This is a genomic window from Brevibacterium sp. CT2-23B (assembly GCF_013168765.1).
GTDB lineage: Bacteria > Actinomycetota > Actinomycetes > Actinomycetales > Brevibacteriaceae > Brevibacterium > Brevibacterium sediminis.
Window position 1 is genome coordinate 165075 of sequence record NZ_JABBYK010000001.1, and the last position, 20568, is coordinate 185642.

Consider the following 20568-nt stretch of genomic DNA (forward strand, 5'->3'; position numbering starts at 1 on the left):
TATCGCGAGCTGAGTCACATCCGTGGTGGACCGGACCACGCAATCGTCGCGAACCCGCTAATGTGTCACTGTTCCCCGCAGGCAGCAGAAAGTGAGACCGATCTCCAGTGGCACGAGCGAAGCTGTGGACGAAGGACTTCATCGTCGGAATCGGGCTCAACCTCTCGATGTCGATGGTCTTCTACCTGCTCATGACGTCGATGGCCGGGTACGCGGTGGCGCGGTTCTCCGCCGGTGAGGCCGCAGCCGGCTTCGCCTCCTCATCGTTCGTCGTCGGTGCCGTGGTCGCTCGCGTGCTCACCGGGAAGTATCTCGACTTCATCGGCAGGCGCAAACTGCTCATCATCACCATGGCGGTCTCCGTGCTCGCCTCACTGGCCTATATCTTCGCTGGCGACCTCACTCTGCTCCTGACGCTGCGCATCGTCCACGGAATCGCCTTCGGCGCCGGGAACACGGCGATCATGACGGCCATCCAGAGCATCATCCCGGCCTCCCGCCGGGGAGAGGGCACTGGATACTTCGGCACGGCGACGACCCTGTCGACGGCGCTCGGACCGTACCTCGGCGTCATTCTGCCCCGCGAGTTCGACTTCGTCATGCTCTTCGTCGCCTCGGCGTTCATGTCCGTCCTCGCCCTCATCTGCTGTTTCCTCATCCGGCTGCCCCTGCAGGAGATCAGCGACTATCAGCGGCGCACGAAATGGCATCTCAAACTCGGCACCCTCGTCGATCGGGACGGGCTGCGGATCGGCTCGGTCATGCTTCTGGCCGGCATCGCCTACGCGGCGGCGCTGGTGTTCCTCGCCGGCTATGCGGCCGAACACGGCGTCGCCTCCGCCGCGTCCCTGTTCTTCGTGGCCTTCGCCGTGGCCTCCCTGTTCGCCCGTCTGTTCGTGGGACGGCTGCAGGACACCTTCGGCGACAATGCGGTGATCTTCCCCGTCTTCATCGCCGATATCGCCGGCAATGTCCTGCTGGCGCTGTGGCCGACGATGACGGGGATCGTCCTCGCCGGAGTGCTCATCGGCCTCGGATTCGGCTCCCTCATGCCGTGCATGCAGGCAATCACCGTCAAATCCGTGCCGATGAGCCGCGTTCCCGTGGCCACGGCGTCGTTCTTCCTCCTCCTCGACGCAGGGTCCGGCATCGGCCCGGTCGTCCTCGGATTCCTCTACCCGTTCACCGGCGGAAACGGAATGTTCTTGGTCTGTGCCGGGCTCGTCGTGGTCGCCATCGGCGTGTACGTGTGGGTGCACGGACGTCGCCGAGGCGGTCGCCCCGGCCGCGAATACCTCACCTGATCCCGCTAATTGCTACCTGACGGGGGCCCAGCAACCTCGCGCCAGGTTGCTGGGCCCCCGTCAGGTAGTAATTGGGGAGATAGGGTGGAGGGAACGACTGGAGGATGAGAATGAAGTTCGCGCTCGCTCAGATCAACACCACCACCGAGGTGGCCGACAACCTTGAGAAGGTCCGTTCCTATTCCCGCCGGGCCGCCGCGGCAGGCGCACAGTTCGTCGTCTTCCCCGAAGCGACGATGTCGGCGTTCGGATCCGGCCTGCGCACCATCGCCGAGGAGCACTCCGAGACGTGGCGGGCCGCGCTGAGCGAGCTCGCCGCCGAGACCGGAATCACCGTCGTCGTCGGCGAATTCGCGGCCACGGACGACAAGGTCATCAACCTGCTCGCCGTCTATTCCCCTGACGGCCGGCGCAGCGACTATGCGAAGATCCACCTCTACGACGCCTTCGGATTCAAGGAGTCCGACACCGTCGAGGCGGGAGAGGCGCCGGTGCTCTTCACCATCGACGGCGAGGACATCGGCCTGGCCCTGTGCTACGACATCCGGTTCCCGAAGCTCTTCGCCGAACTCAGTCGGCGGGGCGCACGCCTGACCGTCGTCGCCGCCTCCTGGGGTGCGGGACCGCGCAAGGCCGAACAGTGGGAGATCCTCGCCCGCGCCCGTGCCCTGGACTCGAATATGTTCATCGCCGCCCTCGGCCAAGCCGATCCCGAAGTGACCGGCGTCCCGGTTCCGAAGAAGGGGCCGACCGGGGTCGGCCACAGTCTGGTCTCCGACCCCCTCGGGAAGGTGCTGAACTCACTCGACGGTGCCGAACGACTCGAGATCGTCGAGATCGACCTCAGCGCCGCCGATACCGCAGCGGAGACGGTTCCGGTGCTCACGAACGCGAAACTCGGGTACTGAGCTTGAGACGGGCGCTCAACGCATTTCCGGTGAAAATGCAGCGACTGCAATACTGTACCCATGAGTTCTGGTTCAGAGGTCCAAACGTCACCGCCGGTCGAGGGACTGCGCGAACGCAAGAAGCGTGAACGCGGGCAGGCTCTCCGCCGTGCCGCCATCGACCTGGCCCTGGAGAAGGGCTATCACAACGTCACCGTCGAAGACATCTGTGAGCGCTGCGGAGTCTCCCGACGAACCTTCTTCAACTATTACTCATCGAAGGACGAGGCGCTGCTCGGTCGCGCGGACACCGTCTTCGACGAAGAGGACCAACCGGCCATCGAGGAATTCGAAGCCGGGGGACCCCAGGGGCGTCTCGTCGCCGACCTCGAACATCTGCTCGCATTCATCGTCGCCACTCGGATGGAGAAGCGCGACGATATGCACCAGTACCATCTCATGCTGAAAAAGGACCCGTCGCTGATACCGCTGCAGATGTCGCGGATGGGCAACAACGAACGGCTCTTCCGGCAGATCATCCAACGCCGACTCGACGGGACCTCCTCGGCGCCGGTGGACGTCATGGGGGCTCACTCCGGTGAATATGCCGACGACGATATCGAAGTCTCCCCGCGAGCCGAAGCCGTCGCCGCCTTGGCGATGATGGCGCTCAAGGCGACGTTCACCCGGATGCGACGAGTCGACGGAGATCCGGGACCAGTGATCGACAGACTCTTCAACGAACTGCGTGCGCTCTTCCGCGAAGAAGCCGACTAGAGAAACAGCAGACGGGAGTCCGTCGAGGGCCGGGTCCGGCGGGGCCTCAGCGACCCAGGTGCTGGTCCCAGGTCTGGGGGAGGCGCTTGCGCACATTGCGGCGTGGAGCCCGGAAACCCGCCCGATCGCCCTTGCGGGTTTCGGACTCGGCCTCCGCGCTGGCCTGCTGGGCCGCATAGGCGATCGCCACCTGACGGATCGCCACGACCGCGGCCACAGCCGCCGCACTGGCCATCTCGTCGCTGATCGGTTCGCCGTCATCGGCGCGCACCTGTGAGCGTCCCTCCACGGAGGGCACCCGCAGCGCCCCGTCTGAGGCTGTGGCCGCGCCCTCCTCGGCGGCCGCGTCCTCGCCGGGGCCGGTCACCTCGGCGTCGACTTCGCCGGGCAGGTCCGCCTCGGCGTCGGTCTGCAGATCATCGCTCATAGGGGGATGTTACCGTGCTTGCGCGCGGGAGCGTCGACGTGCTTGTTCTTCAGCGCACGCAGGGAACGCACGATCCGGCTGCGGGTCTCGCTCGGCTTGATGACGGCGTCGATGTAGCCTTCCTCGGCGGCCAGGTACGGGTTGAGCAGCGCATCCTCGTAGTCCTGGATGAGTTCGGCACGCGCCGCTTCGACGTCCTCTCCGGCCTCTTCGACGGCCTTGAGCTTACGGCGATAGACGATGTTCGCCGCACCCTGGGCGCCCATGACCGCGATCTGCGCGCTCGGCCAGGCGAGATTGATATCGGCACCGAGCTGCTTCGACCCCATCACGCAGTACGCGCCGCCGTAGGCCTTGCGGGTGATCAGGGTGACGAGCGGAACGGTGGCCTCGCCGTAGGCGTAGATGAGCTTGGCGCCGCGGCGGATGATGCCGCCGTACTCCTGGTCGGTGCCCGGCAGGAACCCGGGCACATCGACGAAGGTGAGGATCGGCAGGTTGAAGGCATCGCAGAGGCGCACGAAGCGTGCGGCCTTCTCCGAGGCGTCGATGTCGAGGGTGCCGGCCAGCTGCATGGGCTGGTTGGCGATGACGCCGACGCTCACCCCTTCGACGCGGCCGAAGCCGGTGACGACGTTCGGAGCGAAGAGCTCGGAGACCTGCAGGAAGTCGCCGTCGTCGAGGATCGTGGTGACGACGTCGAGGATGTCGTAGGGCTGCGAAGGCGAATCCGGCATGAGCGTGTCCAGCGCCTCGTCCTCGGGAGTCACCGACAGATCGGACTCGAATTCGTCGGCATCGGCCGGGTCGAGGTTGTTCTGCGGCAGGAACGAGAGCAGGTCGCGCACATAGTTGAGCGCATCGTCCTCATCCGAGGCCAGGTAGTGCGCGTTTCCGGACACGGTGTTGTTCGTCCGTCCGCCGCCGAGCTCCTCATGGCCGACGGACTCTCCCGTGACGGTCTTGATGACGTCGGGGCCGGTGATGTACATGTGGCTGATCTGATCGACCATGATCGTGACGTCGGTCAGTGCGGGGGAGTACACGGCGCCGCCGGCCGAGGGGCCCATGATGAGCGAGATCTGGGGGATCACTCCGGACGAGGCGACATTGAGGCGGAAGATCTCGGCGAACAGCGCAATCGATCCGACGCCTTCCTGGATCCGGGCGCCTCCCGAGTCGTTGATGCCGATGATCGGGCAGCCGAGCTTGAGAGCGAGCTTCTGCACCTTGACGATCTTGCGGCCGTTGGCTTCGGCGAGGGATCCGCCGAGGACGGTGAAGTCGTGAGCGAAGACCGCGACGGTCTTGCCTTCGATCGTGCCCAGTCCGCAGACGACTCCGTCACCGTCGGGGCGGTTGTCCTGCATCCCGAACTGGTGATTGTGATGGCGGGCGAATTCGTCGATCTCTTGGAAGGAGTCGGCGTCGAGGAGAGCGTCGATGCGTTCACGGGCGGTCTGTTTGCCGCGCTTGTGCTGGTTGTCCACCGAGCGCTGATTGCCCGTGTGGGCTGCTTCTCGGCGCTGGGTGAATGCGTCGATGCGCTCGGCTGTGGTCCGTGGGGTATCCGTCATGTCTCCACAATAACGATGACGTGAGACTTCGTTGTGCACTCTCACCAAAAGAATCTAGAGTGGTCTGGTGAACAGCCAACACAATTCCCTCCTCGTCGACGTCGACTCAGTGCGCCGCACCGCTGCGGACCGAGGTCTCTCGCTCCCGCCGCTGATCTGGGACGATAGCTGCACGTCGACGAATGACGAACTTGCGCGAGTGGTCCGAGAAGGAGCCGACGCCGGTTCGCCCGTGGCCGAATTCACCATCCGCGGCACCGACTTCCAGAACGCCGGACACGGCCGACTGGGCCGGACCTGGACGGTGCCCGCCCGCCGGTCGCTGACGTGGTCGATTCTGCTCACACCCCCGGCCGGGTTCTCCCAATGGGGATGGATCCCGCTCATCGCCGGTGAGGCCGTGCACTCCGCCGTCACCGAGGCGGGAGTGCCCGCCGCGATCAAATGGCCCAACGACGTGCTCACCGCCGAGGGCAGGAAGCTGTGCGGGATCCTCGCACGCGTCGAACCCCTGGCCGGCGGACCGCGGATCGTGTTGGGGATGGGGCTGAACACCCGGTTGGAGCCTGCTGATCTGCCGCGCGAAGACGCGAGCTCAATAGCGATCGAAACCGGAGCCGACGGTTCAGAAATTGATCATGAAGCATTGCTAATCTCGATTCTCGGCACACTGATCCCCTGCTACAGAGAGCTGATCGACTATGGAGATGAGGATTTCCGCGACAGCCGCACAGCGCGGAGATTGCGTGATCATATGGTGACGCTCGGATCGAGGGTTCGGGTGGAGAGGCCCGACGGTTCCGACATCATCGGCACCGCCACGGGGCTGGACGCAGGAGCCGACCTCATCATCGACGATCAGGTGTGCTTAAGCGCCGGAGACGTCCACCATCTGCGTCCGGCCGCGGCCCCGACCGCTGCGGAGAGGAGCGAAGACTGATGGCGGTTTCGGACTTCACCGCCGGATTCGACATCGTCGAACCGGAACGGCTGGGCACACCCGAGGTCGGAGAAGCCGCAGGCACCTCCGCAGAGACTCGGCCGGCCGACGCCGGCACCCAGTCGCACAGCGACGCGCCCCGGTCCGCCGACGCATCGCAGCCGACCGCTCTGTCCCAGTCCGATGCCGTACCCCGGACGGAGTCGGATAGCCGGTCCGCCCCCGATTCTTCGCCGAGCCCGGAGCCGAAGGACGACGGTGAGACCTCGTCGACCGCCGAGGCGGACGATCGTTCCCCGGACACCCTCCCCGAGGAGGCGGCCGAGTCGAGTGCGGGCGATCCGTATGATGACGTCGACGGCGATGACGAGCCTGTCGGCGGCCTGACGGGGTCCGCTCCTCAGGCAGGAGAGGTCGGCGCGCAGCTCGCCGACGAGGTCACGGCTGATCCTGGCGCACCCCCCGCGGATGCTGCCGATGCGGATGCGGATGCGGATGCGGCCGACCCGGACATCGACGTCGATGAGGACTTCTTCAGCGGACTGCGTGAGGATCCGCGCACCACAGCGCTGCCGATCATCGACGAGGACGACGCCGACGGAGCTCTCGACGCGGACGGTCCCGACTTCGACGACACGATCTATGAGACCCGAACCGCGGCCGAACGACTCGAAGAGATCCTGCTCGACGGCAAGCGCGTCCTCGACCGACGGGAGGCCGCGAAACTCGGCGGGATCTCCACGGTCTCGGCCCGGAAGATGTGGCGGGCCCTCGGCATGTCCCAGGCGAAGCCGACGGATAAGGCCTACACCGTCAGCGATGCGCACGCCCTGCGGATCTGGGCCAAGCCCGTCGCCGACGGTCTCATCGACCAGACCACCGCGCTGTCCCTGGCCAGGGCGATCGGCCAGACGACGGACCGCCTCGTCGTCTGGCAGATGGAGACCCTTGTCGAATTCCTCACCGAGGAGAAGGGACTGACCGACCCGGAAGCACGCCGGGATGCCCTGGCCGTCGTCGAAGAGATGATCGACCCGCTGCAGAAGATGCTCACCTACTCCTGGCGGCGCAACCTCGCCGACGTCATGGGCCGTCTCAACGTCAATGTCTCCGACGGGCTGGCCATGGACAACAGGCAGGGCTGGTACGACTCCTCGATGCCGTTGGCCCGCGCCGTCGGATTCATCGATCTCGTCTCCTTCACCCGCCTGTCGCAGAAGATGGAGCCACGGCAGCTGGCGGACATGGTCCAGGAGTTCCAGGGCATGGCCTACAACATCGTCGCCACCGGCGGCGGACGGGTCATCAAGACCGTCGGCGATGAAGTGTTCTTCGCCGCGTCGACCCCTCTGGCCGGGGCCGAGATCGCCATGACGCTGATGGAGCGCGTGACCGCCGCCGAGGACCTGCCCCAGGCGCGCGTCGGCTTCGTCTGGGGACGGGTGCTCTCCCGCCTCGGCGATATCTTCGGCTCCAGCGTCAACCTCGCCGCCCGCCTGACGGCCGTGGCCGACCCAGGGACGATCTTCACCGACGAGGAGACCGCACGAGTGCTCTCGGCCTCGGACGACTACGTCTTCGAACCGCGCGATTCGATTTCGCTGCACGGACTCGGCGAGACCGCCATCGGTGAGATGAAGCGCGGCACCGCCGCCAAGATGCGCCTCGACCTCGACGACGATCCCGAGAACTCAGACCAGTGAGCGGCTGCAGCGGCCGCTGACAGCACAGGCGGCAGACAGCTGAGCCCAGCACCGAGGTGCTGGGCTCAGCTGCTGAAACGGCCGACGGGCCGAGTGGTTTGCCAGAGCAGGGCCCTCCGTCAGGGCCGGTCCGAGCTCAGAACAGGGCGGAGTCGTCGTCCTCGTCGTCATGGGAGACGATCACGGCGCCTTCGGTGTCGAACTTCGACCGCGCGATCTCGTCCTTGGCGTCATCGAGGTCGAGATCGAGCTCATCGAAACTCGTCGCCAATCCCTGCTGTCCCCGCTGTTCCTTGCCCGCGGATCGCTTTCCGCCGGACTTCGGCTTCTCTTCGCCGGTGCCGGATGCAGAATCAGCGTCAGCTTCGGCCGATGCCTCAGCCGATTCGTCGCCGTCGGCCGCCGGGGAACGGTCGGCGGATTCGGCACCGCCGAGGCGGGGCAGGGTGCCGATGACATCGATCTTCGATTCCAACGGCGATCCCGTCCCATCGCGACGGGACAGTTCGGCCGGAAGCGTGCGTGCACCGCCGGCGGTGGCAGCAGCCTGCGGAGAGTCGCCGACCCAGGCCAGTGACAGTTCGGTCTCGCCCTTGAGGAACTTGTGGGCGCGCACCCCGGAGGTGGCTCGCCCTTTGGTCGGGAACTCGGAGAATTCGCTGACCTTGATCGACGACGATGGGGCGCCGTAGAAGTTCTCACCGCTGGCGATCGTGACGAGCGCGAAGCTGCCGAGCTCGGCATCCGCGGCTCCGTCCTCGTCGGTCTTCGCCGCCTTCGGAGTCATTCCGAAGAAGATCACCTTCGCCTCGGCGGCCACCTTGATTCCGGCCACACCCGAGGCGTTCCAGCCCTGTGCACGCAGACCGGAGGCGTCGAAGGCGAGCAGCTGAGCATTCGAGGTCACGAATACGGAGAGGGAATCGTCGATGTCCTCGGGTTGGGCGACCCCGACGACGGAGTCCTTTCCCTTGAGGGTGATGGCTTCCCACTCGTTCTTGTTCGGCCGACCGGCCACCGACACGCGTTTGACGACGCCGTCGGCGGTGCCGAGGACGAATTCCCGGTCGAGGTCGATCAGACCGATGATCTTCTCGTTCTTCTCCAGCGCCGCATATTCGGCGATCTTCACACCGCCGGCGACATTGGGCCGTGCCGCGGCCGGCGGCAGGGCGGGCAGATCGACGACGTCGACCACGTGCAGTCGACCGGTGGTGGTGATGGCGCCGACCTTGCCCTGAGTGGTGGTGACGATCTCCGAGACCAGCGCATCATGGCTGGAGCGGCGACCCTCACGTGCCAGCGGCGCGGCATCCGAGGTGCGCGCAATGCGTCCGGAGGTCGACAGCAGCACCCGGCAGGGAGAATCGGCGATCTTGAGGTTCGTCGGAGCCTTTTTGCCCTTGGCCGTCAGCTCCTTCATCGAGCCTTCGATGAGGACGGTGCGTCGCGGAGAGCCGATGACCTCGGCCGTGGACTCCAATTCCGAGGCGACGAGTTCCCGCAGCTTCGCCTCATCGGCGAGCAGCGATTCGAGGTAGTCGATCGTCTTCTTCAGCTCGTCGCGTTCGGCCTCGAGTTCGAGACGCGAGAACTTCGTGAGCCGACGCAGCTGCAGATCGAGGATGTAGGTCGCCTGCAGCTCGGAGAGCTCGAAGACGTCCATGAGGCGGGTGCGGGCCGTGGCCGCATCGTCCGAGGAGCGGATGAGCTGGATGACCTCATCGATGTCGAGGATCGCAATGAGCAGACCTTCGACGAGGTGGAGCCGGTCCTTGGCCTTGCGCAGCTGGAAGACCGTGCGCCTGCGCACCACGTCGATGCGATGGGAGAGGTAGACCATGAGCAGCTCGCGCAGTCCCAGGGTCCGCGGCTGTCCCTCGACGAGGCAGACGTTGTTGATGCTGAACGATTCCTCGAGGGGAGTCTGGCGGTAGAGCTCGGCCAGCACCGCCTCGGGGTTGAAGCCGTTCTTCACGCCGATGACCAGACGCATGCCGTTCTTGCGATCCGAATAGTCATCGATCGAGGCGATTCCGGACAGCTTCTTCGCCCCGACCGCGTCCTTGACCTTCGACACGACCTTCTCCGGTCCCACGAGGTAGGGCAGTTCGGTGACGACGATTCCCTTGCGGCGGGCACTGATGTTCTCGATGGACACGGTGGCGCGGGTGCGGAAGGTGCCGCGACCGGTCTCATAGGCCTCGCGCACTCCGTCGAGGCCGATGATCCGTCCGCCGGTGGGCAGATCCGGGCCGGGGATGAAGCGCATGAGCTCCGAGAGGCCGGCATCGGGATTGCGGATGAGGTGGGCGCAGGCGGCGATGACCTCGCCGGGATTGTGCGGGGCCATGTTCGTGGCCATGCCGACGGCGATGCCCGAGGCGCCGTTGATGAGCAGATTCGGGAAAGCGCTGGGCAGGACCTCGGGCTGGGTGAGTGTATTGTCGTAGTTCGGCACGAAGTCGACGACGTCTTCGTCGAGCCCGGCGATCATGTGCATCGACGCGGTCGTGAGTCGAGCCTCGGTGTAGCGCGGGGCAGCGGGACCATCGTCGAGGGAGCCGAAGTTGCCGTGGCCGTCGACCAGGGGCACACGCATGATGAAGCCCTGGCTGAGGCGCACGAGGGCGTCGTAGATCGCGGTGTCGCCGTGCGGGTGGAGCTTGCCCATGACATCGCCGACGATGCGCGAGGACTTCACATGTCCGCGGTCAGGGCGCAGCCCCATATCGCCCATCTGGTAGACGATGCGCCGCTGGACGGGTTTGAGGCCGTCCCTGGCGTCGGGCAGTGCGCGGGAGTGGATGACCGAGACCGCATATTCGAGGAACGAACTCTCCATCTCTGAGGAGACGTCGACTTCGATGACTCTGCCTTCGGGCATGGAACTCCTTTGACGCACGAACTGTTCGATTCGAACACCCGCCCGCGCCGAGGCTAGACCTCAGCGGGGGAGGGCACCCGTCGATTCTAGCGTTCGATTTGCGAACTCCTGCTCAATCGGGCGTCCCCGGAGGGTTCGTGTCGGAGCTCAGGCATCGTCGCGGCCGCTGCGCAGCCACTGGAAGAACTCCTTGAGGTATGCCTCGACATGCGAGCGCTCAGCCGTGCCGGCGACGAGTTCGCTGACCATCATGCCCGCGACCGAGCTGTTGACCCGTTGCGCGTATTCGGCGTCGATGCCGGCGAAGCGCATGATGAATTCCCTGATCGCGCGGAGGTTCTTCTCCTTGGCGATCACTGCCTCAGGCGGCAGAGCCGGATCCAGGCTGAGCATCATCATCGTGTAGAACCGGTTGCGGTCCGTGGTCAGCCAGTTCATGCAGAAGTCGATGGCGACCTCGATCGGGTCAGCGCCCGGAGCACGTACCAGCTCCGGCAGGCGTTCGAGCTGCTGGGAGTTGAGCTCTCCGATGCGTTCCATGATTCCGGTGATCAGGGCATCGCGGGTGCGGTAGACATTCGAAGTCGACCCCACCGGCAGTTCGGCCAGTGCATCGACTGCCCGATGGGTGAGTCCGCGGACTCCTTGTTCGGCGACTACGGCGATCGCGGAGTCGGTGACGACGTCTCTGCGCGAAATCATGACTGTGAGGCCTCGCTCTCATGGGACACCTGCTGAACGCGGGCGCCTGGGACGGTGGATGACCAGTGACTGGCCACAGACAATGGCCGCCGGAGCGGCCATTCATTAAAACACGAATTCATAACATTTCGTGGTGAACGGATACAGACACTACCCGTCAAGTCTGCGAATTGGTATAGGACGCGCCAATATGCCGCTGTGACAGTGAAATTCGAAGACGGCCTGCGGCGGGTGTGGATTCTCCTTTCAGCTGGGCGGGCGTCTGCTCCGATCCGTCTCAGCTCAGCAGTCGACGGGTGCTGTCGATCCGAGTCGGGTCGGGCAGGAGGTCGACGTGGGCGCTGAGCACATGCGACTCGGTCTCTGTGGCGACCATCGGGTGGATGACGAGCTCGAGGATCTGCGGATGGTTCTCCACCAGCACAGCGAGCCTCTCCAGCACATTGCGCAGCGGTTCGATGTTCATCGGCGGCAGACCGCGATAGCCGAACAGCCGCGGGGAGGCCTTGATCGACCGGATCATGTCCCCGGCCTCCTTGTCGGTGATCGGGGCGACCCGATGAGCGACATCGCCGAGCAGCTCCGTGGTGTCCCCGGCCAAAGAGAACGCCAGCAGCGGACCGAGCAGCGGATCCTCACCGGCGCGGAGGACGCAGGGGACACCATGCGGGGCCATAGCTTGGACGTCGACGAGCGGCTCATCCTCACCGGCCAGCTGCCGGATGGTCTCCTGGATCGCGGTGAAATCCTCGGCGAGCTCCTCTGGGGTGTCGATGTTCAGGCGCACACCGCCGAGCTCCATCCGGTGCCGCAGCACCGTGGTCACGGCCTTGAGGGCGACCGGATACCCGATCTTCTCAGCCGCGGCGATTCCTTCGTCCACCGAGGAGGCCGTGACGTAGGGAAGCACCTCGATTCCGTAGGCGCTGAGCAGGTCGCGGGCGTCGTCGCGTTCGAGCCTGACGGGGGAGCCCGGCTGTGCCCCCTCCAGGGCTGCGTCGATGATCGTCCGCACCTTCTTGTCATCGATGTCGTCGAGCTCGGTGTAGCGCCCGTGGTCGGCGGCCCTCCACCGGGCATAGTCCGTGGCCCTGGCCAGAGCCCACACAGCATCTTCGGGACCGATATAGCTGGGGACGGTGTGGGAGACCCGGCTGCCGGCCTCATCGGTGAGGTACGTGGTCAGTTCGTCTTGGACACCGTGGATGCCGAGGAAGCAGGCGACCGTGGTCTTCCCCGAGCGTGCGGCCGACTCGGACAGCAGGCCGGCGATCTCCGTCTCCTCCGCACCGGCCGACGGGGTGAAGGTGACGATGACCGAGTCGACGTCGTCGCGGGCATACATCGCATCGAGTTCGGTCCGGAAGGTCTCCGCATCGACCTCGGGGTGCAGGGACACGGGCTCGGTGTCGACGCGCAGACCTTCGGAACGGGCGCGCTGCATGATCAGGGTGCTCATCGCCGCGGAGTTGCCGATGACCCCGACCCGGCGGCCCGCCGGCAGCTTCTGGGTCGAGAACACCTGGGTGAGGTCGAAGAGCTGGTGGATCGTATCCGCGCGGATCACTCCCGCCTGCTCGAGCACCTGGTCGAGGGTGTTCGGCGCCAGGGAAGAGGTACGCACGATATGCCCGGGCGGCAGCTCCCGGCCCGTGAGGTCGGACTTGATGACGACGACGGGTTTGACGCGCGAGACTCGACGGGCGATGCGCGAGAACTTGCGCGGGTTGCCGATGGATTCGAGGTAGAGACCGACGGTCTGCGTGGCCGGATCCTCCTCCCAGTACTGGAGGAGGTCATTGCCGGAGAGATCGGCGCGGTTGCCTGCGGAGACGAAGGTGGAGATGCCCAGTCCGCGGGTCTTCGCCGCCGCGAGCAGGGCGGTGCCCAGCGCCCCGGACTGACTGAAGAGCCCGAGCGTTCCGGAAGCCGGGAGGAACGGGGCCAGAGAGGCGTTGAGCGAGATGTCGGCGGCCTCGTTGACCAATCCGAAGGAGTTCGGCCCGACCACGCGCATTCCGTAGGCGCGGGAGGTTGCGACCATGCGGCGCTGGAGTTCGGCCCCCTCGGGACCGGTCTCGGCGAATCCGGAGGAGATGACGAGCACGGCTTTGACCCCGTGCACGGCACAGTCCTTGACCACCTCGGTGACGGACTCGGCGGGCACGGCGATGACCGCGAGGTCGGCCTTGCCCGGCAGATCGGCGAGGCTCGGATAGGCCTGGACGCCGGCGATCTGATCGGCTTCGGGGTGGACGACCCACAGGTCGCCGGTGAACTTCGCGGCCGTGATGTTGCGGATGAGCAGATGTCCGGTGGAGTTGCGTTTGCGGCTGGCGCCGATCACCGCCACCGAGGCGGGGTGGAGGACCGTGCGCACGCTCAGGGCCTCGGCCCTGTGCTCCCTGGAGGCCTGCACTTCGATGGACCGTGCCGTGGGATCGATGTCGAACTTCACGGCCACGACACCGTCATCGAAACCGCGGGAGACCTCGTAGCCGGCGGCCTGGAAGACCTGCAGCATCGACCGGTTCTGGGGAAGCACCTCGGCGGTGAATCGCTGGATCCCCGATTCGCGCGCGGCCGCGGCCAGATGCTCCAGCAGGATCGAACCGACCCCGCGACCCTGGTGGGCGTCGGCGATGTTGAACGCCACCTCGGCGTCGGTGTCGGTGATCCGATCGAAGCGGCCGACGCCGATGATGTCGTCGCCGATGAGCATGATCAGCGCCACTCGGTCGTGGTGGTCGACGTTGACGAAGCGGTCGAGGTCGCGTTTGGGAAGCCGGGGCAGCGGAGCGAAGAAGCGCAGATAGACGGACTCCGGCGATTGGGCCTCGTGCATGCGGGCCAGAGCAGCGGAATCGTCAGGGGTGATCGGGCGAAGGTGGGCGGTGCCGCCGTCGCGGAGGACGACATCGGCTTCCCACCCGGCAGGATAGTCTTCCATGGTCCCAGCATATGCGTCGGGCGTCCTGATATGGCCGACCTCGCTGGGACAAGTCAGAGGAGTGGGGCACAATAGTGGGCATGGCATTACCCGAAGTTCTCGTTCACGATCTGCAGTCGGCCGGCTACTATCCCCAGCTCACTCAGGGCATCCTCGCCGACTCGCTCTACGACGAACCGGTCTTGGCCCACTTCGTCCACATCGACACACATGTCGACATCGAATCCATCCACCGGCATGTCACAGCCTTCGTCCTCACCGAGACCCGCCTCCTACTGGCTCACGTCGATGACGATCCGAACGCGGAACCCGGCGCCAAACCCCGCGCCGTCACGAGCAGCGAGGACATCGAACTCGATCGCCTGGGCACCGTGATGGTCGGCCGCACCTTCGCCGATCCGGCCGCCTACAAGCCCGGTGACAAGCCCGTCGAGGTTTCGCTGACCATGTCCTGGGGTGCGTCGAAGCGCATCGAGGCCTTCCCCGAGACCTGCGGAGATCCCAACTGCATGGGCGATCACGGATACGGCGGATCGATCTTCGCCGAGGATGTCATGCTCCGGGTCTCGGCCGAGGCCGAAGGGCAGGCCGCCGTCGACCGAATGGCCGACTTCGCCGGGAAGCTGCGCGCCGCAGTCTTCCAAGCCCGGCTGCGGTCGCGCCGCTGATGAGCGAGGACTCGACGAGTCAAAGGCAGCAGGACCCATCCGGTGCTGAGCGCCTGGGGCCCCCGGACTATGCGGGTCCCATGCTCTCCGATGTCGTTCCCGCCGCGGCGCTGAGCCTCGGTGCGGCCGACGCCCTCGATGCGCCGATGTCCGATCGTGCACGAACGCTCGGACTCGACCGGGAGTCCCGGGCGACGATCGTTGTGCTCATCGACGGTCTCGGGGAGCAGCAGCTGCGCCGCTACAGCGGGTACACTCCCTTCTTCCGGTCGCAGGCCGGAACACGCCGTACCCTGTCCGCCGGATTCCCGTCGACGACGGCGAACTCTCTGTCGTCGTTGGCCACGGGCCGCCTGCCCGGCGCCCACGGCGTGGTCGGCTACCGCGTCCTCGACCCGGAGAAGGACGCGGTGTTCAACCAGCTGACGTGGAACCTCGACGTCGACCCCGTCGCCTGGGTCCCCGATGCGACGCTCTTCGAACGCCTCACCGATGCCGGAATCGATGTGGTCAGCCTCGGAGAGAAGAAGTTCGCCGGACGCGGCCTCAACCGGGCCTCGCTGCGCGGAGGCAGATTCCGGGACTCGAAGAGCCTGGAGGAGCGCTGTGCCCAGGCTCTCGCCGAGGCGAGGGCTCCGGGTCGCCGCCTCGTGTACCTCTATTGGGGCAATCTCGACAAGACCGGTCATGTGCACGGTGCGGACTCCGCCGCTTGGACAGAAGAACTCGAACGCGTCGATCTCGCCCTGTCCCGACTCGCCTCCGACCTGCCGCACGACGCGACCATGCTCATCACCGCCGACCACGGCATGGTCGACGTCGACCACGAACGTCGTTTCGACCTCGCTGAACTCCCTGAGCTCAAGGCCGGCCTGCGCCACGTCGGCGGAGAGCCGCGCGCACTGCATCTCTACGCTGCTGAGGGCGCGGAGGCGGACGTGCTCTCGGTCTGGCAGGAGACGCTCGACGACCGCGGGCTCATCCTGCCGAAGGCCTCGGCGATCGACCGCGGCTATTTCGGTCCAGTCGCCCCGCACGTCTATCCGCGGATCGGGGATTTCCTCGTCATCTGCACCGATGGCTTCGCCGTGGTCGATTCGGAAGTGGAATCCGCCTCGGCGCTGGCCCTCATCGGTCACCATGGTTCCACCACGGAGCAGGAGCTGGAGATCCCGCTGCTCGTCGTGTGAGCGGTGCCGACTGCAGCCGAGATGACTCACCACCGACCTTCTGGGAGCACCCGTTGACGACGATCCGCTGGACCGAGGACGGCATCGGCCGCACAGCCCACTGGCATTCTGAGAACGGGGCGCCGCCTCCCGCGACTGTGCAGATCATCGGAGACGAGACAACCGCCGACGAAGCCTGCCGATTGACACGCGCCGGAGTGGGACTGCTGTGGCGCGGAGACTTCCACAACGGCCGTCAACTCGTCCAGGCGATGAGCCGTCGGCTCAGAGGCGACCGCGGCGGAAACCGTGAAGGCACAGGGGGTCGACGTTCCGGCGGCTGTCGCGGCGGCCGGGGTCGGTCCCGCGACAGACGGGGCAGAGACCGATTCGTGGGACCCGGGGACAGCGATGGCCCTGCTCTCGATCCCGCGCTGTCATTCTTCGCGGAACGTGACGCCATCGAGCAGCGGGCCCGGCTGCTCGGCAGAGTCGTCGTCGAGCTCGGCCCGGACTTCGACCTCGCCCTGCGCCGTGCCCCCGACGTCGCCGCCGCCTGCCGCGCCGCCTACGGCCCGGCCGACGGACCGGTCTGCGTGTCGCTCACCGAACTCGGCGGAGTGCTCAGCGCTTATGAATGGCAGCTGCGAGGAGTCGAGATCCCGGCTCTGGGCGATTCCGTCCATCCGCGCTACGGCGTCTTCTCGCCTGTGCGGGGAGAGTACCTCGATCTCGTCGCGCAGACGCCCCTGCCGTGGGGAAGGAACGTCGGTCCGGTTTCGACCGACACGGATTCCGCGCAGACGACCGGCACCGCATTCGACCTCGGAACGGGGACCGGAGTCCTCGCCGCGATCCTGCTGCGGCGCGGCGCTGCGACAGTGGTGGCCACCGACATCAACCCGCGCGCCGTCGCCTGCGCCAGTGAGAACCTCGACCGTCTCTGTCCTGGTGCCGATGTGAGCGTGATCGAGACTGACCTGTTTCCGCCCGGTCGTGCCGACCTCATCGTGTGCAATCCGCCGTGGCTGCCGGCCCAGCCGACCTCGGCACTCGAGATCGGCATCTACGATCCGGACTCCGCTGTCCTCCACCGCTTCGTCGAGAGGCTGACCGACCACCTCACACCGGCTGGGGAGGGATGGCTGATCATCTCCGACCTCGCCGAACGATTGGGCCTCAGGCCCTCAGGTGAGCTCCGCGAACGCATCGAGGCGGCAGGACTGCGCGTGCTCGAACGCATCGACACGGTGCCCCGCCATCCCCGCGCCGCTGATACCGCCGACGCGCTCCACGCTGCCCGCAGCGCCGAAGTGACCTCACTGTGGCGACTGGGACTGAGATGAGCTGCCGACCGCTCGGCCGATCCACAATTTGACCGCAGTCGATCCGCGACCGGCGCGGAAGATAGGATGGAACACGTGACTTTTCCTCGAATCGGTGTCATTGGCGGCGGACAACTGGCACGCATGCTCGCCCCCGCCGCAGAAGCCCTCGGCGTCCGCTTCTCCGTTCTTGCGGAGACCGCCGACGCCCCCGCCACACAGGTCATCAACGAGGTGACCGTCGGTGACTATACGGACTATCCGACGCTCAAGGCCTTCGCCGAGACCGTCGACGTCATCACCTTCGACCACGAACACGTCCCACCGGAGCATCTGCAGGCCCTCGTCGAGGCCGGACACGCAGTGCGCCCCGGGCCCGATGCCCTCATCTTCGCCCAGGACAAGATCCGGATGCGCACGAAGATGGACGAGCTCGGTCTGCCCAACCCCGCATGGGCGGAGATCACCTCGGCCGCCGATGTCGAAGCGTTCGCCGCTCGTGTCGGATACCCCTTCATCCTCAAGACGCCCCGCGGAGGCTATGACGGCAAGGGTGTGCGCGTCATCGACAGCCTCGACGAGGCCGTCGAGTGGCTGAACGAGGTTCCCCAGCTGCTCGCCGAGGAGAAGGTCGACTTCACCCGGGAGCTCGCCGTCATGGTCGGGAGGTCCCCGATGGGGCAGACCGCAGTGTGGCCGGTCGTCGAGACCTGGCAGCAGAACGGTGTGTGCAAGGAGGCCATCGCCCCGGCTCCCGATCTGCGTGATGAGAAGGCGCGGGCCATCACCGAAGCGATCCTCACTGTCGCCGGCACCCTCGAGGTCACCGGCGTCATGGCGATGGAGATGTTCGAGACTGCCGAGGGGTTCCTCATCAACGAATTCGCAATGCGCCCGCACAATACCGGGCACTGGACCCAGGACGGAGCGGTGACGAGCCAATTCGAACAGCACCTCCGCGCGGTTCTCGACCTTCCCCTCGGCAGCCCCGCGGCACGGGAGGACGTGTCCGTGATGGTCAACATCCTCGGCGCTGATCATGAGGACCTCTATCAGCCGTACCTGCACGTCATGGCTCACGACCCGGCGGTCAAGGTTCACCTCTACGGCAAGGGGGTGCGCCCGGGTCGGAAGGTCGGCCACGTGAACGCCTACGGCGAGGATCGGCAGCTCGTGCTCGCTCGAGCGCGGCATGCCGCCGATTTCATCGCCGGCGTCGACGTCGATCCGCATCCTCAGATGCCCGCTCCGGAGAATCTCCGGGCCGAGAGCGAACCCGGCGCACGCTGAGTCCCGGCGCCGACTGCACCCCGGACCCACCCGGCACCGATACGCGGATATCAGCCGCCTGCAACGAAGGAAGCACAGATGACCACAGCGAATGAAGACTCCACTGACGCGGCGGCTCCGGTCGGCATCGTCATGGGCTCGGACTCGGACTGGCCGACGATGAAAGCAGCCGCCGACGCCCTCGACGAACTCGGCATCGAATCGAGCGCCGAGGTGGTCTCCGCCCACCGCATGCCCGAGGACATGGTCGACTGGGCGAAGTCCGCGGCTGCGCGAGGCGTCCGGGTGATCATCGCCGGAGCCGGGGGAGCGGCCCATCTGCCCGGAATGATCGCGTCGATGACCTCGCTTCCGGTCATCGGAGTCCCCGTGCCCCTGAAGTACCTCGACGGAATGGACTCGCTGCTGTCCATCGTGCAGATGCCCGGAGGAGTTCCCGTGGCCACCGTTTCGATCGGCGGCGCCAAGAACGCCGGCCTGCTGGCGGCGCGCATCCTCGGGGCCGGTCAGGGCGCCGAAGCTGAGGCTGTGCGCACGCGTCTCGACGACTATCGGAGCCAGCTGCGGCAGGTCGCTCTCGACAAAGGCCGGGCGCTGCAGGAATAATAGGGCTTGCTGAACGTTTGATAAGTCTGAGGAGAATGATGTTCGACCTGTACCAGCCCAGCGAAGAGCACGAAGAGATCCGCGCCGCGGTCCGCAATGTCGTCGAGAAGAAGATCGCGCCGTTCGCGGCCGAGGTCGATGCGGACTCCCGCTACCCGCAGGAGGCGCACGACGCCCTCGTCGAGACGGATTTCTTCGCCGCGCACATCCCCGAAGAGTACGGGGGCATGGGCGCTGATGCGCTGGCCGTGGCGATCATCATCGAAGAGGTCGCACGCGGCTGCGTCTCGTCCTCGCTCATTCCGGCTGTGAACAAGCTCGGCAGCATGCCCGTCCAGCTCGGAGGCAGCGAAGAGATCAAGAAGAAGTACTTCCCGTCCGTGGCCGCCGGAGAAGCAGGATTCTCCTATGGACTGTCCGAGCGCGAAGCCGGATCCGACACCGCATCGATGAAGACCCGCGCCGAACGCGACGGCGACGACTGGATCCTCAATGGTGTCAAGACCTGGATCACCAACGCCGGAGAATCCGAGTACTACACGGTCATGGCCGTGACCGACCCCGACGGAGCCCGCGGACGCAACATCTCCGCCTTCGTCGTCGAGAAGTCCGATGAGGGCTTCACCTTCGGTGAGAAGGAGCGCAAGCTCGGCATCAAGGGCTCGCCCACCCGCGAGCTCCTCTTCGACAATGTCCGCCTGCCCGGCGACCGCATCGTCGGTGAGCCCGGGGAAGGCCTGAAGATCGCCCTGCGCACCCTCGACCACACTCGAGTCACGATCGCCGCGCAGGCCGTCGGCGTCGCCCAGGGCGCGCTCGACTACGCCCTGGCCTACGTCAAGGATCGGCAGCAGTTCGGCAAGTCGATCGCCGATAATCAGGCGATCCAGTTTATGCTCGCCGATATGGGCATGAAGCTCGAGGCGGCACGCCAGCTGACCTACACCGCTGCCGCCAAGAGCGAACGCGGCGATGAGGACCTCACGTACTTCGGCGCCGCGGCGAAGGCCTTCGCCTCCGATGCTGCGATGGAGATCACCACTGACGCCGTGCAGCTGCTCGGCGGTGCCGGCTACGTCGTGGACCACCCGGTCGAGCGGATGATGCGCGATGCGAAGATCACGCAGATCTACGAAGGCACCAATCAGATCCAGCGGATGGTGATGGGACGCAAACTCCTCGCCTGAACCGGGTTCGGACGCTCTGCGGCAGGCCGCACCTGGTCAAGGCTGCACGGTGCCGTCCGGTCTGTATCGAACGGGCGCCGCGGATTCCCCAGACGGGAGTCTGCGGCGCCCGTTCTTCTGTCTGTGAAGAATCGCACACGCGACGAATCCGACATGCGCGGCGCGGATG

At 66.1% G+C, this 20568-nt stretch carries 16 protein-coding genes; 11 read left to right on the top strand and 5 right to left on the bottom strand.

The genetic code is table 11. From position 1 onward, the window contains the following. Positions 1-107: 107 nt before the first annotated feature. The 3 genes from HIM68_RS00740 to HIM68_RS00750 all read left to right on the top strand — a co-directional run bounded on the left by HIM68_RS00740 (position 108) and on the right by HIM68_RS00750 (position 2968). Complete coding sequence (locus HIM68_RS00740; RefSeq protein WP_139907453.1) at positions 108-1304, top strand: MFS transporter; 1197 nt, start codon at positions 108-110, stop codon at positions 1302-1304. Positions 1305-1414: 110 nt separating this feature from the next. Further along, positions 1415-2212: a carbon-nitrogen hydrolase family protein gene (locus tag HIM68_RS00745; protein ID WP_172168832.1), complete on the top strand. Its 798-nt coding sequence runs from the start codon at positions 1415-1417 to the stop codon at positions 2210-2212. A 60-nt stretch (positions 2213-2272) separates the two neighbouring features. Further along, the gene (locus HIM68_RS00750) at positions 2273-2968 is read left to right on the top strand and encodes a TetR/AcrR family transcriptional regulator (protein ID WP_172168834.1); all 696 of its coding nucleotides are present in this window, start codon (positions 2273-2275) and stop codon (positions 2966-2968) included. A gap of 46 nt (positions 2969-3014) precedes the next feature. Here HIM68_RS00750 and HIM68_RS00755 read toward each other — a convergent pair whose 3' ends face one another. Both HIM68_RS00755 and HIM68_RS00760 read right to left on the bottom strand, forming a co-directional pair. Beyond that, a complete protein-coding gene (locus HIM68_RS00755; protein ID WP_253903675.1) occupies positions 3015-3395 on the bottom strand; it encodes a hypothetical protein in 381 nt (126 codons plus the stop codon). After that, the gene (locus tag HIM68_RS00760; protein ID WP_139470250.1) at positions 3392-4972 is read right to left on the bottom strand and encodes an acyl-CoA carboxylase subunit beta; all 1581 of its coding nucleotides are present in this window, start codon (positions 4970-4972) and stop codon (positions 3392-3394) included. The genes HIM68_RS00755 and HIM68_RS00760 overlap by 4 nt, the downstream gene beginning before the upstream one ends. A gap of 67 nt (positions 4973-5039) precedes the next feature. Between HIM68_RS00760 and HIM68_RS00765 the strand changes: the two genes are divergently transcribed. Next, positions 5040-5912, top strand: a complete 873-nt coding sequence (locus HIM68_RS00765) for a biotin--[acetyl-CoA-carboxylase] ligase (RefSeq protein WP_172168836.1) — start codon at positions 5040-5042, stop codon at positions 5910-5912. Beyond that, a complete protein-coding gene (locus tag HIM68_RS00770) occupies positions 5912-7615 on the top strand; it encodes an adenylate/guanylate cyclase domain-containing protein (protein ID WP_172168838.1) in 1704 nt (567 codons plus the stop codon). The genes HIM68_RS00765 and HIM68_RS00770 overlap by 1 nt, the downstream gene beginning before the upstream one ends. Positions 7616-7751: 136 nt before the next feature. On the opposite strand, the gene HIM68_RS00775 is transcribed toward HIM68_RS00770, so the two are convergent. The 3 genes from HIM68_RS00775 to HIM68_RS00785 all read right to left on the bottom strand — a co-directional run bounded on the left by HIM68_RS00775 (position 7752) and on the right by HIM68_RS00785 (position 14154). Further along, a complete protein-coding gene (locus tag HIM68_RS00775; RefSeq protein WP_172168840.1) occupies positions 7752-10502 on the bottom strand; it encodes a DNA topoisomerase (ATP-hydrolyzing) subunit A in 2751 nt (916 codons plus the stop codon). A gap of 147 nt (positions 10503-10649) precedes the next feature. Beyond that, positions 10650-11204: a TetR/AcrR family transcriptional regulator gene (locus HIM68_RS00780; RefSeq protein WP_139470258.1), complete on the bottom strand. Its 555-nt coding sequence runs from the start codon at positions 11202-11204 to the stop codon at positions 10650-10652. A gap of 277 nt (positions 11205-11481) precedes the next feature. After that, a complete protein-coding gene (locus HIM68_RS00785) occupies positions 11482-14154 on the bottom strand; it encodes a bifunctional GNAT family N-acetyltransferase/acetate--CoA ligase family protein (protein ID WP_139907458.1) in 2673 nt (890 codons plus the stop codon). An 80-nt stretch (positions 14155-14234) separates the two neighbouring features. Here HIM68_RS00785 and HIM68_RS00790 point away from each other — a divergent pair, with 80 nt between their 5' ends. The 6 genes from HIM68_RS00790 (at position 14235) to HIM68_RS00815 (ending at position 20399) form a co-directional block, all read left to right on the top strand. Beyond that, on the top strand, positions 14235-14822 hold the full coding sequence (locus HIM68_RS00790; RefSeq protein ID WP_139907459.1) for a DUF5998 family protein: 588 nt from the start codon (positions 14235-14237) through the stop codon (positions 14820-14822). Positions 14823-14902: 80 nt separating this feature from the next. Next, positions 14903-16012 (top strand): alkaline phosphatase family protein, encoded by a 1110-nt coding sequence (locus HIM68_RS00795; RefSeq protein ID WP_229663886.1) that lies wholly within the window; start codon positions 14903-14905, stop codon positions 16010-16012. A 53-nt stretch (positions 16013-16065) separates the two neighbouring features. After that, the gene (locus HIM68_RS00800) at positions 16066-17337 is read left to right on the top strand and encodes a methyltransferase (protein ID WP_172168844.1); all 1272 of its coding nucleotides are present in this window, start codon (positions 16066-16068) and stop codon (positions 17335-17337) included. A gap of 66 nt (positions 17338-17403) precedes the next feature. Beyond that, positions 17404-18606, top strand: coding sequence for a 5-(carboxyamino)imidazole ribonucleotide synthase (locus HIM68_RS00805; protein ID WP_139470267.1), 1203 nt, complete (start codon positions 17404-17406; stop codon positions 18604-18606). Positions 18607-18684: 78 nt separating this feature from the next. Continuing rightward, positions 18685-19212 (top strand): 5-(carboxyamino)imidazole ribonucleotide mutase, encoded by a 528-nt coding sequence (gene purE / locus HIM68_RS00810; protein WP_172168846.1) that lies wholly within the window; start codon positions 18685-18687, stop codon positions 19210-19212. Between the two features lie 38 nt (positions 19213-19250). Then, a complete protein-coding gene (locus tag HIM68_RS00815; RefSeq protein WP_139470308.1) occupies positions 19251-20399 on the top strand; it encodes an acyl-CoA dehydrogenase family protein in 1149 nt (382 codons plus the stop codon). Positions 20400-20568 lie beyond the last annotated feature (169 nt).

Excerpts from the sequence above, each read along its gene's own strand:
- HIM68_RS00745 (WP_172168832.1), top strand. The coding sequence starts at position 1,415 with ATGAAGTTCGCGCTCGCTCAGATCAACACCACCACCGAGGTGGCCGAC.
- HIM68_RS00750 (WP_172168834.1), top strand. The coding sequence starts at position 2,273 with ATGAGTTCTGGTTCAGAGGTCCAAACGTCACCGCCGGTCGAGGGACTG.
- HIM68_RS00755 (WP_253903675.1), bottom strand. The coding sequence starts at position 3,395 with ATGAGCGATGATCTGCAGACCGACGCCGAGGCGGACCTGCCCGGCGAA.
- HIM68_RS00760 (WP_139470250.1), bottom strand. The coding sequence starts at position 4,972 with ATGACGGATACCCCACGGACCACAGCCGAGCGCATCGACGCATTCACC.
- HIM68_RS00770 (WP_172168838.1), top strand. The coding sequence starts at position 5,912 with ATGGCGGTTTCGGACTTCACCGCCGGATTCGACATCGTCGAACCGGAA.
- HIM68_RS00775 (WP_172168840.1), bottom strand. The coding sequence starts at position 10,502 with ATGCCCGAAGGCAGAGTCATCGAAGTCGACGTCTCCTCAGAGATGGAG.
- HIM68_RS00780 (WP_139470258.1), bottom strand. The coding sequence starts at position 11,204 with ATGATTTCGCGCAGAGACGTCGTCACCGACTCCGCGATCGCCGTAGTC.
- HIM68_RS00785 (WP_139907458.1), bottom strand. The coding sequence starts at position 14,154 with ATGGAAGACTATCCTGCCGGGTGGGAAGCCGATGTCGTCCTCCGCGAC.
- HIM68_RS00790 (WP_139907459.1), top strand. The coding sequence starts at position 14,235 with ATGGCATTACCCGAAGTTCTCGTTCACGATCTGCAGTCGGCCGGCTAC.
- HIM68_RS00795 (WP_229663886.1), top strand. The coding sequence starts at position 14,903 with ATGCTCTCCGATGTCGTTCCCGCCGCGGCGCTGAGCCTCGGTGCGGCC.
- HIM68_RS00805 (WP_139470267.1), top strand. The coding sequence starts at position 17,404 with ATGGAACACGTGACTTTTCCTCGAATCGGTGTCATTGGCGGCGGACAA.
- purE (WP_172168846.1), top strand. The coding sequence starts at position 18,685 with ATGACCACAGCGAATGAAGACTCCACTGACGCGGCGGCTCCGGTCGGC.
- HIM68_RS00815 (WP_139470308.1), top strand. The coding sequence starts at position 19,251 with ATGTTCGACCTGTACCAGCCCAGCGAAGAGCACGAAGAGATCCGCGCC.